Origin of the sequence: Mesorhizobium sp. M9A.F.Ca.ET.002.03.1.2, assembly GCF_003952365.1 — a bacterium.
GTDB lineage: Bacteria > Pseudomonadota > Alphaproteobacteria > Rhizobiales > Rhizobiaceae > Mesorhizobium.
Genome location: NZ_CP034443.1, coordinates 3849648 through 3865285, shown reverse-complemented (window position 1 = coordinate 3865285; position 15638 = coordinate 3849648). Strand labels below are relative to the sequence as shown.

At 63.3% G+C, this 15638-nt stretch carries 18 protein-coding genes and 1 pseudogene; 7 read left to right on the top strand and 12 right to left on the bottom strand.

Annotated elements, in window-relative coordinates; translation table 11 throughout:
• The first annotated feature begins 147 nt into the window (after window positions 1–147).
• Window positions 148–417: a CopG family ribbon-helix-helix protein gene (locus tag EJ066_RS18530; RefSeq protein ID WP_126043956.1), complete on the top strand. Its 270-nt coding sequence runs from the start codon at window positions 148–150 to the stop codon at window positions 415–417.
• Window positions 414–722, top strand: a complete 309-nt coding sequence (locus tag EJ066_RS18525) for a type II toxin-antitoxin system RelE/ParE family toxin (RefSeq protein WP_126040402.1) — start codon at window positions 414–416, stop codon at window positions 720–722. Before EJ066_RS18530 ends, EJ066_RS18525 begins: the two co-directional genes overlap by 4 nt.
• A 99-nt stretch (window positions 723–821) precedes the next feature.
• On the opposite strand, the gene EJ066_RS18520 is transcribed toward EJ066_RS18525, so the two are convergent.
• The 11 genes from EJ066_RS18520 to EJ066_RS18470 all read right to left on the bottom strand — a co-directional run bounded on the left by EJ066_RS18520 (window position 822) and on the right by EJ066_RS18470 (window position 9397).
• Window positions 822–1286, bottom strand: a complete 465-nt coding sequence (locus EJ066_RS18520) for a cytochrome c-type biogenesis protein (protein WP_126040400.1) — start codon at window positions 1284–1286, stop codon at window positions 822–824.
• Window positions 1283–3274, bottom strand: coding sequence for a heme lyase CcmF/NrfE family subunit (locus EJ066_RS18515; protein ID WP_126040398.1), 1992 nt, complete (start codon window positions 3272–3274; stop codon window positions 1283–1285). Before EJ066_RS18515 ends, EJ066_RS18520 begins: the two co-directional genes overlap by 4 nt.
• A gap of 98 nt (window positions 3275–3372) precedes the next feature.
• Complete coding sequence (gene ccmE, locus EJ066_RS18510; protein WP_126040396.1) at window positions 3373–3816, bottom strand: cytochrome c maturation protein CcmE; 444 nt, start codon at window positions 3814–3816, stop codon at window positions 3373–3375.
• A 3-nt stretch (window positions 3817–3819) separates the two neighbouring features.
• The gene (ccmI, locus tag EJ066_RS18505) at window positions 3820–4971 is read right to left on the bottom strand and encodes a c-type cytochrome biogenesis protein CcmI (RefSeq protein WP_126040394.1); all 1152 of its coding nucleotides are present in this window, start codon (window positions 4969–4971) and stop codon (window positions 3820–3822) included.
• A 123-nt stretch (window positions 4972–5094) separates the two neighbouring features.
• Window positions 5095–5535 carry a hypothetical protein gene (locus tag EJ066_RS18500; protein WP_126040392.1) on the bottom strand — a complete coding sequence of 147 codons (441 nt, stop codon included), beginning with the start codon at window positions 5533–5535 and terminating at the stop codon, window positions 5095–5097.
• Window positions 5536–5706: 171 nt separating this feature from the next.
• On the bottom strand, window positions 5707–7137 hold the full coding sequence (locus tag EJ066_RS18495) for an ATP-binding protein (protein WP_126040390.1): 1431 nt from the start codon (window positions 7135–7137) through the stop codon (window positions 5707–5709).
• Window positions 7121–7786, bottom strand: a complete 666-nt coding sequence (locus tag EJ066_RS18490) for a response regulator transcription factor (protein ID WP_126040388.1) — start codon at window positions 7784–7786, stop codon at window positions 7121–7123. The genes EJ066_RS18495 and EJ066_RS18490 overlap by 17 nt, the downstream gene beginning before the upstream one ends.
• Before the next feature lie 107 nt (window positions 7787–7893).
• A complete protein-coding gene (locus EJ066_RS18485; RefSeq protein ID WP_126040386.1) occupies window positions 7894–8145 on the bottom strand; it encodes a hypothetical protein in 252 nt (83 codons plus the stop codon).
• Window positions 8146–8320: 175 nt separating this feature from the next.
• Window positions 8321–8731: a DUF3168 domain-containing protein gene (locus EJ066_RS18480; RefSeq protein ID WP_126040384.1), complete on the bottom strand. Its 411-nt coding sequence runs from the start codon at window positions 8729–8731 to the stop codon at window positions 8321–8323.
• Between the two features lie 136 nt (window positions 8732–8867).
• Window positions 8868–9134: a DUF1488 domain-containing protein gene (locus EJ066_RS18475; RefSeq protein ID WP_126040382.1), complete on the bottom strand. Its 267-nt coding sequence runs from the start codon at window positions 9132–9134 to the stop codon at window positions 8868–8870.
• The gene (locus EJ066_RS18470; protein WP_126043955.1) at window positions 9131–9397 is read right to left on the bottom strand and encodes a hypothetical protein; all 267 of its coding nucleotides are present in this window, start codon (window positions 9395–9397) and stop codon (window positions 9131–9133) included. Before EJ066_RS18470 ends, EJ066_RS18475 begins: the two co-directional genes overlap by 4 nt.
• Before the next feature lie 195 nt (window positions 9398–9592).
• Between EJ066_RS18470 and EJ066_RS18465 the strand changes: the two are divergent.
• A pseudogene (locus EJ066_RS18465) lies at window positions 9593–9684 on the top strand (co-chaperone GroES); the annotation flags it as partial.
• 16 nt (window positions 9685–9700) lie between these two features.
• On the opposite strand, the gene EJ066_RS18460 reads toward EJ066_RS18465, so the two are convergent.
• Window positions 9701–11254, bottom strand: coding sequence for a trimethylamine methyltransferase family protein (locus EJ066_RS18460; RefSeq protein WP_126040380.1), 1554 nt, complete (start codon window positions 11252–11254; stop codon window positions 9701–9703).
• A 163-nt stretch (window positions 11255–11417) separates the two neighbouring features.
• Between EJ066_RS18460 and EJ066_RS18455 the strand changes: the two genes are divergently transcribed.
• From EJ066_RS18455 to EJ066_RS18440, 4 genes are all read left to right on the top strand, one after another.
• The gene (locus EJ066_RS18455; RefSeq protein WP_126040378.1) at window positions 11418–12056 is read left to right on the top strand and encodes a TetR/AcrR family transcriptional regulator; all 639 of its coding nucleotides are present in this window, start codon (window positions 11418–11420) and stop codon (window positions 12054–12056) included.
• A 184-nt stretch (window positions 12057–12240) separates the two neighbouring features.
• Entirely contained in the window at window positions 12241–14397 is a 2157-nt protein-coding gene (locus EJ066_RS18450; protein WP_126040376.1) for a penicillin-binding protein 1A, read from the top strand.
• Between the two features lie 113 nt (window positions 14398–14510).
• Window positions 14511–15095: a DUF1214 domain-containing protein gene (locus EJ066_RS18445; RefSeq protein ID WP_126040374.1), complete on the top strand. Its 585-nt coding sequence runs from the start codon at window positions 14511–14513 to the stop codon at window positions 15093–15095.
• On the top strand, window positions 15088–15636 hold the full coding sequence (locus EJ066_RS18440) for a DUF1254 domain-containing protein (protein WP_126040372.1): 549 nt from the start codon (window positions 15088–15090) through the stop codon (window positions 15634–15636). Before EJ066_RS18445 ends, EJ066_RS18440 begins: the two co-directional genes overlap by 8 nt.
• The last annotated feature ends 2 nt before the right edge of the window (window positions 15637–15638 follow it).

The window sequence follows — 15638 nt, the reverse complement described above, 5'->3', positions numbered from 1 at the left end:
GCCATGAGAAATAGAGGGGCGCACATTACGGCGCCATTTCCGGTGCATGAAACTTTGGTAATGTTTGCGGCGGCAAGGGCACACAATCCCTTGGTTGCGCCCGCCTGCTGTCCTATGTTGTACACAGTTCAGCACAAGGCTTTCACCATGACAGCAAGCACGACCATGACAATTCGGGTTTCGTCCGAGACCAAGCTGAAGCTTGAGCGGATCGCCGCCGCCACCCGGCGCAGCAAATCCTTCCTCGCGGCTGAGGCGGTTTCGGCCTATGTCGATCGCGAGCTTGAGATCTTCGAAGGTATCAAACGCGGCGTGGCCGACGCGGCGGCAGGCCGTGTCGTGCCCCACGACGAAGCCATGGCGGAAATCGACGCCATAATCGAAGCGGCAGAAGCCAAGCGCGCAGGCAAGGCGTGAAGCGGTTTGTCACCTGGTCGCGAGAAGCACTGGACGACATCAAACAGCAGGTCACCTTTATCGCGCGGGACAATCCTGCCGCCGCCAGACGTCTCGCCGATCGCATTCGCGAAGCGGGCCAGCGTCTTGGCGACATGGCGACTGGCCGGCCTGGCCGGATAACAGGCACCTATGAGCAGCCCATCAGCCGCCTGCCCTACATCATTGCCTATCAGTTGGGGCCGATCGCCGGCCGTGAGAGCGTCGTTATCTTGCACGTCATTCACACGTCGCGGGACTGGCCGCCGGAGGAATGGCCGAATTAGAGCGACGTGCGTCCATTTGGACGCACAAAGTACGCTCTAACACCTTGAATCTGCGCATCGTGCTTTCCGAAAATCGATTCCGATTTTCGGGCCGATGCGTTAGTCACCCAGCATCTTGTCCAGCGCCGCCTGCTCCTCGGCGGTCAACGCGTTGGTTGCCGTCGCACGGCGCGACCGGGCGGCCAGCACGATGAAAATCCCGCCGGCAACGAGCAGAAGGACCGGCGTGCCCCACAGCAACGCATTGCGCAGGCTGAAGCGCGGCTTCAACAGCACGAACTCGCCATAGCGGGAAACGATGTAGTCGATCACCTGCCGGTCGGTGTCGCCGGCGACGAGGCGCTGCCGCACCAGCACCCGCAGGTCGCGGGCAAGGTCGGCATCGGATTCGTCGATCGACTGGTTCTGGCAAACCATGCAGCGCAGCTCCTCCGAAAGCGTCCGCGCCCGCGCCTCGAGCGCCGGGTCGGCCAGAACCTCATCGGGCTTCACCGCGAGTGCGGCGCCGGCAAACAACAGCGTCAGCAGCAGGATCAGCGAGGCCAGCGAAAATCTTGCGGTCATGGCAGGCTCGCGGAAGGCACAGCGCCCGACGGCTTGCGGCGGCGGGACGGTGCTCCGACGCGCAGGCGCCGGTCCATGAGCGACATCGCGGCACCTGCCATCATAACAAGACCGCCACCCCAGATCAGCGTCACCAGCGGCTTCCACCACAGCCGCACCACGACGGAGCCGTCGGTCCCCTCGTCGCCGAGCGAGAGGTAGAGCTGGCTGAACCCAATCGTCTTGATACCGGACTCGGTCGTCGTCATCTGTCGGGCCGGATAGGAGCGCTTGGCCGAGGTGATTACAGCTGATGTGCTTCCATCGGCGCCGAGCAGGGCGAAGCGGCCGCGATCCTCGCTGTAATTAGGCCCCTGGGCCGGATAGAGCCCTTCGAAACGCAGCGTGTGGCCGGACAGTTGTACGTCCTCGCCCGCATGCATCGACAGTATCTTCTCGGTGCCGAAGCAAAGCGTGCCGACGATGCCCAGCGTCGTCAGCCCGAGGCCGAGATGGGCGAGCGCGGTGCCGAAAACCGAACGCGGCAGGCCGGCGAAGCGCCTGAGCATGGTGCCGGGCGCGACAGTGCCAAAGCCGGACTTGACGGCAATATCGGTGAGCGCGCCGCAGATCAGCCAGACGGCCAGGCCGACGCCAAGTGCGGCGAACACCGACGCGCCGTCGATGAACAAGGCTGTCACCAGCACGGCCAGAAGCGCTACGGCGAAGGCCGTCATCAGGCGCTGGGCGACGGCGAGAATATCGCCGCGCTTCCAGGCCAGCAGCGGCCCGAACGGAACCATGGCCAGAAGCGGCACCATCAGCGGGCCGAATGTCAGGTTGAAGAACGGCGCGCCGACCGAAATCTTGTCGGCTGAAACGGCCTCGACCACCAGCGGATACAGCGTGCCGATCAGCACGGTGGCAGTGGCCGTGGTCAGGAACAGGTTGTTGAGAACCAGCGCCCCTTCGCGCGAAATCGGATGAAACAAGCCGCCGGCCGTCAACCTCGAGGCGCGAACGGCGAACAACGCCAACGATCCGCCGATGAACAGCGTCAGGATGCAGAGAATGAACACACCGCGCGTCGGATCGGTGGCGAAGGCGTGGACGGAGGTCAGCACGCCGGAGCGCACCAGGAAGGTGCCGAGCAGCGACAGCGAGAAGGTCAGGATCGCCAGCAACAGCGTCCAGATCTTCAGGGCCGAGCGCTTTTCCATCACGATCGCCGAATGGAGCAGCGCCGTGCCCGCCAGCCATGGCATGAAGGAGGCGTTCTCGACCGGGTCCCAGAACCAGAAACCACCCCAGCCGAGCTCGTAATAGGCCCAGTAGGAGCCCATGGCGATGCCGCCGGTCAGGAACATCCAGGCGACCAGCGTCCATGGCCGCACCCAGCGCGCCCAGGACGCATCGATGCGGCCTTCGATGAGGGCCGCGACCGAGAAGGAAAAGCAGATCGAAAAGCCGACATAGCCGAGATAGAGCAGCGGCGGATGGATGGCGAGGCCGAGATCCTGCAGGATCGGATTGAGATCGCGGCCTTCGATCGGCGCCGGATTGAGCCTGGCAAACGGGTTGGACGTCGCCAGGATGAACAGGAAGAAGGTGGCGCCGATCGCCCCTTGCACGGCCAGCACATTGGCTCGAAGCGTCGCGGGAAGATTGCTGCCGAAAGCAGCGACGAGCGCGCCGAAGAAGGTCAGGATCAGCACCCAGAGCAGCATCGAGCCCTCGTGATTGCCCCAGGTGCCGGTGATCTTGTAAATCAGCGGCTGCGCCGAATGCGAATTCTCCCAGACGTTGGCCACCGAAAAATCGGACGTCGCATAGGCTATCGTCAGCGCCGCAAAGGACAGAGCGGTCAAGGCAAAGCCGGTCACCGCGACCGGACCGCCGACGGCCATCATCTTGCGGTTGTTCATCCGTGCGCCGAAGAACGGCACCAGCGTCTGCACCAACGCCAGCGCGAACGCCAGGACCAGGGCGAAATGTCCGGTTTCAACCATTGTGGCCATACCCAGGTTTTTGTTTTGCCACAGGTCCTCGCCGCAAAACCGTGGACACCCTCGGGTCAAGCCCGAGGGCAGGCTTTTGTGGAACCTGCTTAGTCACTCTTGCTCTCCTGCCACACGCCCTTGGACTTGAGGCCTTCAGCCACCTCCTTTGGCATGTAGTTCTCGTCGTGCTTGGCCAGCACGCTGTCGGCGACGAAGACGCCGTCCGGGCCAAACGCGCCTTCAGTGATGACGCCCTGCTCCTCACGGAAAAGGTCGGGAAGAATGCCGGTGTAGGTGACCTTGACCTGCTTCTGGTTGTCGGTGACCGAAAAGGCGACAGTGGCCCCCTGGCCGCGCTCGATCGTGCCCTTTTCGACGAGGCCGCCGAGTCTGATGCGCTGCCCGGGCTGCAGGCTGGCGGTGGTCAGATCGGCGGGCATGTAGAAATAGGACGCCTTCTGGCCGAGCGCGTAGAAGGTCAGACCGGTTGCGGCACCGAGAAAGGCCAACCCTCCGGCGATCACCGACAGTCTTTTCTGCTTGCGCGTCATTTCCTACTCCGTCGCCGTCAGGCCAAGCGAGACGGCGAAGGCGGTGAATTTCTTCGCTTCGTCACTATCGGAGCCAAAAACGGCGATACCGCGATTGAGCGCGTCGCGTGCCTGATCGGCCTTGCCCAGCACCACATAGGAACGAATAAGCTGCATCCATCCTTCCGCATCGCGCGGGTTTTGCCGAAGTTTTTCATCAAGTCCCGCAACCATGGTGTTGATCATCGCTTCCCTGTCCTGCGGCGACATCGACGCGGCGGCATCGACATCCCCGGCGGCCGGGCCTTTCGCAGGCTCTCGCGAAGCGACGCTGCGCCTGGCGGCTTCGGCCAGTGCCTGCTCGACGGCGCCGCGCCAGGCTGAGTCCTGCGGCAAGGCGCCAAGCATTTTCTGCCAGGCCGCTGTCGCCTTCTCGATGCGGCCTTCCTGCGCCATGCCCATCGCGAGATAAAAGCTGGCCTTCGGATTTGCCGGATCGAGCTTCAAGGCCGCCTCGAAAGCGGCCTGAGCGTCGGCCGAAACAATGCCGCCCGCGGCGGAGGCGATCGCCTCGCCGAGGCCGGCCTGACGGGCGGCGCTGTCGCCGTCGAGGCGAATGGCGTTGCGATAGGCCGTCACCGCGTCGGAGAACCGCTGCATGCGCAGATAGACCGGGGCCAGAACGTCCCATCCCCTGCCATCGGCCGGATTGGCGGCTAGGTGGGCCTCGGCGCGCGCCACCAGCTCGTCCACCGAACTGTCGGCGGGATTCTTCGCCAGTCGCTCGCTGAGCGGCTGCGACGGCAGGTCAGGCGAGCCGAGCTGGCTGTACAACCCCCAACTGACCAGGGGGACCGCCAGGACCGCAGCCGTCGCAACCAGCCTGGTCGCCATCGACGGCTGCCGCGCCGCTGCCTTGTCGGCCGGATCGACCCCGGCCCTGGCATTGTCCAGGCGAAGGATGCGGCGGGCGATTTCGGCACGCGCCTCTTCGGCCTCCGCCGGCTGGATCAAGCCGCGCGCGACGTCGCGGTCAAGCTCGGACAGCTGGTCGCGATAGACTTCAAGGTCATGGTCGCTGCTCGCCGAGCCACCCTTCGGGCCGCCGGCCAGCGGCAGCAGAACCGCCAGGCTTGCACCCAGCGTGAGAACGGCAGCTATGACCCAGAACAGCATGCTTCTTCCAATAACGGCAGAGCCCTGCCCTGCCAACACAGGCATCCTGCGACGCTTTGACGGCAGGCGCGTCGAATGTCCTTGATCAATATCAAGGGACCGAGGTCGATATCCCGCCGGTTATCAGGTCAGCGGCGTCCAGCTGCCATCGGCGTTGCGGCAAGCGGTACCGCGCGCGGTGGCGCCGGCGGCGCCGGTAAAGACCGTATGGGTGTATTGCCGGCAGTCCTGCGAGCCGACACGATAGGGCTGGGCAGGCACGACTTCACCGTAATGCGCCGACCGATCGCCCTTCCACGTCACCTTCTGGCCGCTCGTCGTGTATTCGAGCGCCTTGTATTCCGCCTCCAGCGCCTTGCGCTTCTCGGGATCGCTCAAGCCGGTACCAATCGATCCGCTGACGAGGCCGCCGCCCATGGCGGAAATGACTGTCGTCGCGATCTTGCCGCCGCTTGGCGGCGTGGCGGCCGGCTGCGGCGCGACTGTGACGCCCGGGCTCTTGCCCAGCGTCGTGCAGCCGGAAACAGCCAGCAGTGCGGAAACGAGCGCGACGCGAATCTTCATGCAAACAACCGATTTTCTTGAGTTAGAGTTGGGAGCCGCGCAATCGGGGAGGTCGACGTGGCCATAGTGTCGATGTTTGTCGGAAATTTGGCCGCGGCCGACGGCTCCGGGACCAATCGACATGCCGCCATATCACGCACCGTCGATCAATTGTCGATTGGGCAAAAAGTGTCACTGGAGGCTCCGCAATCGAACCACCGCCTTCAATCCGCCCATGCCGGACCGTTCCAGAGCCAGAACGCCTCCATACTCGTTGACGAGGTCGGCGACAATGGCAAGTCCAAGTCCGGTCCCCGGTTTAGTCTCGTCGAGGCGCCGTCCACGCTTCAGCGCCTCGCGTGCCTTGTCTTCGGGAATGCCCGGGCCGTCATCCTCGATGCTGATCTCGAACAGATTGACGGCGCCTTCGTTGACGGGGACGGATGCCACCGACACGGCGACCGCGCTCTTTGCCCATTTCACGGCGTTGTCGAGCAAATTCCCAAGCAATTCTTCCAGATCCTCGCGTTCGCCGGCAAAGACGATATCGACTGTCGGCAGCGAAAGCGACAGATTGGTCCGCGGGTTGAGTTTTTGCAGAACCCGCACCATGCGCTGGACCAGCGGCGCCACCGGGGTACGATAGACGACGCTGTCACGTTGCGCCGCGACGCGCGCGCGCTGCAGATAGTGGTCGACCTGCTTCTGCATCGAGGCGGCCTGCTCGGCTATAAGCTTGCCCTTGGCGCCACCAAGCGCCCGCCCCTCGTTGATCAGCACCGCCAGCGGCGTCTTCAGCGAATGGGCGAGGTTGCCGACCTGCGTGCGCGAGCGCTCGACGATACGCCTGTTGTTTTCGATCAGCGCGTTGGTCTCGTTGGCGAGCGGTTCGATCTCGGCCGGGAAACGGCCGTCGAGCCTTTGGGCGGTTCCTTCACGCACCATGGCGAGGGCGTTCCTGACCCGGCGCAATGGCTGCAGGCCCAGCAGGATGGCAATGGCGTTGATGGCGATCATGCCGACGCCGAACAGGGACAGGTAGGTCAGCAGGCGACGCTGGAAGGCGCCGATCTCCTGTTCGAGCTCGGTCTGGTTGCCCATGACACGGAAGCGCGCCGCACGATTTTTCGCGTCGAGAACGAATTCGCTCTCGAACACTTCCAGCTCCTCGCCATTGATACCTTCCGTCGCATAGCTGCGCTGGAAACTGGCATTGAACGGGACCTCGGCGACGCTTGGCGAGGGGATCGCCCTCGTCATCGAGGAAGAGTGCAGATCACCGCGCACGCCCTCCGACGCAGGTTCAACCGACCAGTACCAGCCGGAGTTCGGCTCCGAGAACCGGAGATCGCCAAGGTCGGGAGCGCCGGTCAGCGAACCGCCTTCGGACACGCCGACCGAGCCGATCAGGTTGAACAGATGCGCCGACAACAGGCTGTCGAAACCGCGCTCGTTCGCCTGGCGATACAGCGTGGTGATGAGGGTGAAGATGACGACGAGGGTAAGGATCGCCCAGACCGTGGAAAAGGCGATCACCCGAAACGCCAGCGAACGCGGCCAGAACCGCGAAAGCGGCGTCCCTGCAGTCTGTTTGAGCGGTTCCGCCTTACGCCTCCGGCTCACGCATCCGATAGCCCATGCCGCGAACGGTTTCTATCATGTCGATGCCCATCTTCTTGCGAAGCCGTCCGACAAAGACCTCGATTGTGTTGGAATCGCGGTCGAAATCCTGATCGTAGAGATGCTCGACCAGTTCGGTCCGGGACACCACCTCACCCATATGGTGCATCAGATAGGCAAGCAGGCGGAATTCGTGCGACGTCAGCTTCAGCGGCACGCCGTCGACATCGGCCTTGGAGGCCTTGGTGTCGAGCCGCAGCGGCCCGCAGGTCAGCTCGGACGACGCATGGCCGGCCGCGCGCCGGATGAGCGCCCGGACCCTGGCCAGCACCTCTTCGATGTGAAACGGCTTGGTGACATAATCGTCGGCGCCGGCGTCGATGCCCGATACCTTGTCGCTCCAGCGATCACGCGCCGTCAGGATCAGAACCGGCATCTTGCGGCCGCCGCGCCGCCAGCGCTCGACCACGCTGATGCCGTCCATCTGCGGCAGGCCGATGTCGAGCACCACGGCGTCGTAGGGTTCGGTGTCGCCGAGGAAATGGCCCTCTTCGCCGTCGAAGGCCCGGTCGACGACATAGCCGGCATCGACCAGCGCTTCCGATATCTGCCGGTTGAGATCCTTGTCATCTTCGACAACGAGTACGCGCATGCGGGATCACTACCTGTTGAAGAGCTCGGCCTATTGACGCGTCAAGCCTGTTGTCGGGTCCGGTGTCAGATATAGGCCGATTCCAGCGGCCTGGGAAACGGCCGGGATCAGTTCAGCGGAACGACGATCTCGGAACGGCGCGGACGCTGCCCTTCCTTGCCCGGGACCAGCACGACGATGACGCAGACCGGCTGGCCACCGCGCGTCGACTGCGACGCCTTGGCCAGCGTGCCGCCATTCTGCTGGGCAACCTGCTGACCGATCGCGTAGCAGTCGGCCGCCGTCGCCTGCGACGCGAACAGACCGGCAACGCAGAGCGCCAGTGTCGCGGTTCGGAAATGGGAGCGAAGCGTTTTCATGATCAGCGTTCTAACGCATCGGTGCTGAACGTGAAATGAACAGTGAACGCCTGCAATCCATGCCTATCTCACCCCCTGAAACGCGAGACAACCGACCTTATGATTTCGCCGCCCTAACCCGGCAAAATCATCCCAAACCCAGTCTAGACTGTCTTGCAGCCATATTGAAAGCGCGTCAGTCGTTTTCTTCCGTCACGGCGCGAAAGCGCAGCAGCCCGTGATAGGCTGAAAGGTCTTCGTCGTAACGGGCTTCGGTGAATTCGAGCTTGAGATTGACGTGGTGATGCTCGTCGAGCGAGAGCACCGCATCCCGGAGGCGGGCGCTGACCAGATCCATCACATCGAGCATTTCTTTCCTGGTCACGGACTTCGACCAGAAATGCAGCGTGAAAAGCTGCTCGGCGGCGTTCTCCATGCCTGTTGCCCAGTCGTAGACGCTGGTCCGGCCGAAAGTCACATAGGGAAACGCGACGTTTTCCGGGGCGTGGTCGAACAGTTTTGCGCCGCCCAACGCCGCTGACAGGGAACCGTCGCCGTTCAGCGCTTCGAACAAGGCCTTCTGCAACACGGCAGCCGGCGCGGTCATCGTCCTCTCCCCCGCCCGTCACGGCTGAACAGGCCTTTTGCGCCGTCAGCGATTCCTGCCTGCAGCGTAGCCGCGTTGAAGTTCTTGCGCCAGATCACGGGATCTCCAGTGCCCCAACCGCGCGGACGGTCGGGACTTATCGAAAATCGGCTGCGGTCAGCACATACATGTTCTTGCCGGTTCGGGCATAAGCTTTCCTGGCGACGTCATGTATGGGACCGACGGCCGAATCGAAGGCGGCGAGATATGTGGCATCGGCTGTCACCGCCTCCGGCGGAGCCGTCGAGATGGCGTCTGCATCGACAAAGAAAGAAATCTGGCACATGCCGTCATAGCCGACGAAGCGGATCCGTCTGCTCGCCTCCTCATAGCTTCGGCTTACATTTGGAAATGTCAGGCTCATGACTTGACCGCCGGCAAGCGGCCCCCCGCCTTTTTGATTGCCGCCCGCTTTTTCTTGGGAGCGACGGGATTGAGCACCTCCGCGGCGCGGTCGGCCTCTTCCTTGGCCAGCCGCAACGCCCGCAGTCTTGCCGTCTTGATGTCCCTGGCCCTCGCCTCGGAAACATATTCGGCCATTGCCTGGCTTCGCTCCGCGGTTTTCTTCTTCTTTTCCATGAAGCGCGCTTCAGCTTTTTCCATGATATTCCGACTGATTTCCGCCATCGATAAAATCTCCGCTTTTGCCAGGATGAAGGACCTGAATTTCCTGCCTAAAATAGGAGTTCGGAACGCAAATTTCAATTTTTGACCTATTTTTGATTGATCAAACTCAATAAAATGGATCGGCGAAATAATACTGCCCAATAGTCTCAAATGGCCGATGAATATTTTTTCCCTCTTACCAGTCGAGTGTCACGCGCCAAGGAAAAGCCGCAGGAAGGTGAGTGATCGCCGTCGGGCCGAGCACGCGTGACGACAGCGGCGCGCTGGTCGCGCTCTACCTCAAGGTCGAGCGTGCTGAACTCATCACGAAACCGGTGCCGCGCCGCCCTGCTCGGTGCGCCGGGCTATGAACTCGTCGAGGACATCCGATGTGGCAGCGGCGGAAGCCGGCGGCCGGAAGTCGGCAAGCAGCCGTTTCCAGATGCCGGTGGCGCGCTCAGTCGCGGTTTTCGACCCGGCCTGCGTCCAGTTGCCGAAATTCGACCAGTCGGCCACCAGCGGCTCGTAGAACGCGGTGCGGTAGCGCGCCATGGTATGTCCGGCCGAAAAGAAGTGCCCGCCCGGCTGCACTTCGGCGATGGCCTCGAAGCCGATCGCGCTCTCGTCGCCGGGCGTCGCAGCGCAGAGTTCGGCGATGGTCTGCAGCGCCTCGATATCGGTGATCAGTTTCTCGAAGGAGACGCTCAAGCCGCCTTCGAGCCAGCCCGCGGCATGGATGCAGACCGTGGCGCCAGCAAGCACCGAGCCCCACAGCGCGAACTGCGTTTCGTGGGCTGCCTGCGCGTCCGAAATGTTGGCGGCGCTGCCGCCACCAGACCGCCAGGGCAGACCGGTGAAGCGCGCAAGCTGACCAGCGCCGAGCGTCGCCTTGACGTGCTCCGGCGTGCCGAAGGCCGGCGCCCCGGATTTCATGTCGACATTGGACGAGAAAGAGCCATAGACGACCGGCGCGCCCGGTCGCACGATCTGGGCCAGCGTCAGCCCGGCCAGCGCCTCGGCGTGCTGCAGGGTCAGCGCGCCGGCAACGGTGATCGGCGCCATGGCGCCGGCCAGGCAGAAGGGCGTGATGACCAACACCTGCCCCGCCTTGGCAAAGTCGATGATGCCTTGCGCCATCGGAATGTCGAGCTGGCGTGGCGAGTTCGTGTTAATGACGGTGTAGCAATGAGCGCCCGAATGGAATTCGTCCTCGGACAGGCCGCGCGCCAGCCGCAGCATCTCGAACCCATCCTCGACTTGCGGCGTGCCGCGCGCGAAGACGAACGGCAATTTGTCCGACAGCGTCAGCTGAGCGCGGTTGACGGCATAGTGGCGCAAGCGGTTATCGACGTCCTGCGGTTCGATGCAGGGGCCGAGGATATGCAGCACGTCGAAATGCTGCACCAGCCGGATGAGATCCTCGAAAGCGGCAAGCGTTCCCGGCCGCCGGCCGCGCTCTAGATCGGTGACGTTCGGCGCTCCTGATCCCGCCAGGAACGTCATCGAGCCGAGCTCGAGCGTCAGGTCGCGGGCACGGTCGCCGGCATGCGCCCGGATCGATTTCGGCGCCGAAGCCAGCGCCGCCGCAACGATGTCGCGACCGATGCGCACCATCTGGCTGTCCTCGTCGACCGATGCACCGGCGCGGGCGAAGCGAGCGCGCGCCTCAGGCAGCAGCACCTTGACGCCAAGTTCCTCGAGCACGCGCAGCGCCGTGTCGTGGATCGCGGCGACCTGATCGGCCGAAAAGATCGGCTGCGGCAGAAACGGATTCTTCAGCGAACGATAGTCCGGCCGGCGGCTGGTCTCGCTGCCGGCCTCGCCGCTTCGTCCGCGCCGGCGTTCGCGCCTGAGGTTGTGTGCCGCGTCATCGACCATGGCGGATACTCCTCATTGCCGTATTGCCTTGCCTTGGGGATCGTAAGCGAGGCCGCGATGACGCGCGCCGGCCGCTCGGCCCAGTTCGTTGGCAGGATACTTGCACTGTACATATGTGTCTAGTACGGTTGTATGCACCCCCCGTCATGCCTATTGTGCGGCCATGATCATGATTGCTCCGCAGGACGAGCCGGCGCCCGGCAACATCAAGGTGACGCGCTGGGACTGGATCGATCTTGCACTCAAGACAATGATTTCAGACGGCATCGAAAGCGTGCGCGTGCTGCCGCTCGGCCAGAAGCTCGGCGTTTCGCGCTCAAGCTTCTACTGGTATTTCGAGAGCCGCCAGGATCTGCTCGACCAGTTGCTTGCCCATTGGCGCAACACTAACACCAAAGCGATTGTCGAACGCGCTCAGCGGCCGGCCGAGAGCATCATCATGGGCGTCATGAACGTGTTCGAATGCTGGGCGGACGAGCGCCTGTTCGATCCGCGGCTCGACTTCGCCATCCGGGAATGGGCGCGTCGCTCAGACGACGTGCGCCGGGCCATTGACCAGGCCGACAATGACCGCCTGGGCGCAATACGCGACATGTATCGCCGTCACGGCTATGGTGAAGAGGACGCCTTCATCCGCGCCCGCGTGCTCTACTACATGCAGATCGGCTATTATGTGCTCGACCTCAAGGAGCCAGTCGAGGCAAGAGTCAGTCATCTCGCTGCCTATCTGCGCAGTTTCACCGGCCAGGAACCCAGCGAAGCCGACGTGGCGCATTTTCTGCGCTTTATGGCCGCGCGGTGACATCGGACGCCAAACCGAGCCGCAAGGCGGTGGCGTGGCCTTGGATCGCCCCTCGGATCGACAAACCGCACCCCTCGCCCTTGTGGGCCACGCAAAAATGGACGAATAGTCTTGGCTGGGGCGCTGCCCTGAAATTGCCGCACGCAGTTTCAGTTCACGGCGGCGCCGCAGCCGGATTCCTGGAATGGGCACTCCTTTGGAACCACGCAAGAGAAGAGGTCCGATCGCCGCAAGGTTGCTCGCGGCCGATGCGTGGTTCGATTCCTCGCTCTACGACATCGGCTTCAAGGCGCGCCGGTTCTGGGAAGCGGCCACGATTTTTTTCCGGCGTTTCCGCGTCACCGGCTGGCGCCGCGGCATCATCGAACTTTTGAGCGAGGGCTTCACGCTCGGTGCCGGCGGCATCGTCGTCATGCTGGCGCTCGCCTTGCCGGCCTTCCAGGAAACCGCAGGTGACTGGCGCGCCCAGGGCGACTTCGCCGTCACCTTCCTCGACCGCTACGGCAACGAGATCGGCCAGCGCGGCATCATCCAGCGTGACTCGGTGCCAGTCGACGAGATGCCCGACCAGGTCATCAAAGCGGTACTGGCCACGGAGGATCGCCGTTTCTTCGATCACCACGGCATCGATGCGCTCGGCCTTTCGCGCGCGATCTTCGAGAATGTGCGGGCGAATTCCGTGGTGCAGGGCGGCTCGAGCATCACCCAGCAGTTGGCCAAGAACCTGTTCCTGACCAATGAACGCACATTGGAGCGCAAGATCAAGGAAGCCTTCCTGTCGCTGTGGCTCGAGGCCAATCTGTCGAAGAAGGAGATCCTGCAGCTCTATCTCGATCGCGTCTATATGGGCGGCGGCACCTTCGGCATCGAAGCGGCCGCCGATTTCTATTTCGGCAAAAGCGTCAAGGATCTAAACCTCGCCGAAGCGGCGATGCTGGCCGGCCTGTTCAAGGCGCCGACCAAATACGCGCCGCACATCAACCTGCCTGCTGCCAGGGCGCGGGCCAATGTGGTGCTGTCCAATCTCGTCGACGCCGGCTTCATGAGCGAGGGCCAAGTGCTGCAGGCGCGGCTGCATCCGGCCGAAATCGTCGATCGCGGCGAGCAGAAGAGCCCGGATTACTACCTCGACTGGGCATTCGACGAGGTCAAGAAGATCGCGGCGAAGTCCGGCCAGCATTCGCTGGTCGCTCACACCACTTTCGACGCCAACATCCAGAAGGCGGCGGAAGAATCGATGGAGTTTCATCTCCGTCAGTTCGGCAAGGAATACAACGTCACCGAAGGTGCCATGGTCGTCATCGAAACCAATGGCGCGGTCAGGGCGATCGTCGGCGGCCGCGACTACGGTGCCAGCCAGTTCAACCGCGCCACCAAGGCGCTGCGCCAGAGCGGCTCATCGTTTAAACCCTACGTCTATGCAACGGCGATGGAGCATGGCTTCACACCGGACTCCGTCGTTTCCGGCGGGCCGATCTCCTGGGGCAACTGGTCGCCTCACAATTACAATGGCGGATCGGCCGGCAATGTCACGCTGATCACGGCGGTCGCCAAATCGATCAACACCGTACCCGTCCGGCTGGCCAAGAATTATCTCGGCATCAAGCCGATCAAGGCGATGGCGGAGGCCATGGGCGTCGAATCGCCGCTCGAATCGCACAAGACGATGGTGCTCGGCACATCGGGCATGACCGTAATGGACCAGGCGACAGGTTATAGCGTGTTCGCCCAGAACGGCTTTGTCGGCTCCCGGCATGGCATCACCCAGCTCGTCACCCGTACCGGCGAGGTGGTTTACGATTTCGCCAAGGATGCGCCGCCGCCGCACCGTGTGCTGTCGGAACAGGCGCTGAAATCCATGAACACCGTGCTGGCGGCGGTGCCGGTGATGGGCACGGCACGGCGCGCCGCCCTTCCCAACATCGTTTCGGCCGGCAAGACCGGCACCACGCAGTCTTACCGCGACGCCTGGTATGTCGGCTTCACCGGAAACTACACGGCTGCCGTGTGGCTCGGCAATGACGACTTCACCCCGACCAACAACATGACCGGCGGCTCGCTGCCGGCGATGGTGTGGCAGCGGCTGATGGTCTATGCGCACCAGAATATCGACCTCAAGCCGATCCCCGGTCTCGATCATCCGTTCGTCGACGAGAAGATCGCGGCCAAGGCCGAGGAAGCGGAAAAGAAGAATGCCGAGCAGGCTGCGACCAGCGCCGCCGAGCGCCCGCCGGTGCTGTCCAGCCAAACCACGCGGGCGCTCAGGGACATCACCAAGCAGTTCCAGTCGGCGCCCGTCCTCCAGACACCTGCGACGCCGGAGACCCTGTCGGCGCTTTGATGCCGGCACGACGGGCCAGGCCATCCTCGCACCGGCAATTCCACAGGGTCCGCTTGCCATCGCCCCCTGCCCCGCGATATCCCCGAGCGGCACTCCTCTTTCCGCGGCTCTTCATGCTCAAGAACGCATTCCTGACGCTCCTCGCGCTTGCCATAGCCATCGGCGGCGGCAGCGGCAGCGTCTGGTACGCTCTCAAGACGCAGGATGGCATAGGTGCGATCAGGATCGGCCAATGGACGGCGTTCCCCGATATCGGCACGCAGGCGGCGGACCCTTATTCGAAAGCCCGCGTGGCGCGCGAGGGTGTCCTCGCACTCGGGCAGGCAGAAGGCCTGTCCTTTGTCGCCGAACGCGATTCCGGCGGCGAACTGTTGAAACGCCAATGCGCCTATGAAATCGAAGGCGGATTCCCCACGGCGCGGTTCTGGACCCTCTATGCCGCCGATCAGTCGCTCGGGGTGGTCGAGACCGGCAAGCCAAGGCCTGCGGCACTTCAATCCTACCAGGTGCTGCGCCAGCCGGACAATTCGGTGGTGATTTCCGTCGGCAACCGTCCCGCGCCCGGCAACTGGCTGTTTTCCGACGGCGTCGGCCGGATGTATTTCGTGCTGACATTCTACGACACGCCTATCGCCAGCAGCACGGGTCTTTCGGATGTCACGCTGCCGCAGATCGTGAAGGTCGGCTGCAATGCGTAAGCTGCTGCACGCGATCCTGCTTGGCCTGCTTGGCGCCGGCATCGTGCACGTCATCGTGCTGCTGCTCGTCCCGGAATTTTCCGAACGCGATGCCTGGTCGCGCCTGGCCATGGCCTCGGACCTCTATACGATGACCAGGCTGGACGCGGAGGCCGGCGGGGCGCCGGTGGTGAAGTCCGTCGATCCACTGTTTTATGCGGCGGCTTGCCGGTTCGATCTGTCCGAAGGGATGGTGCGGGTCAAGGCATCGGGAAACGTCCCGTTCTGGTCCGTATCGGTCTATGACCGCAGCGGCCACAACATCTATTCCTTCAACGACCACAGTGCGACCGGAAGGGGTCTCGACACTATCGTACTGACGCCGGCGCAGATGATCGAGATCCGCAAGGATCTTCCCGAGGAATTGCAAGGGGCGATCTTCGTCGAGGCGCCCATCGACGAAGGCATGTTCGTCATCCGCTCTTTCGTGCCCGACGACAGCTGGAAGCCGGTCGTGTCACGGTTTCTCGAGCAAGGCTCCTGCGAGCCGCAGGATTTCTGACG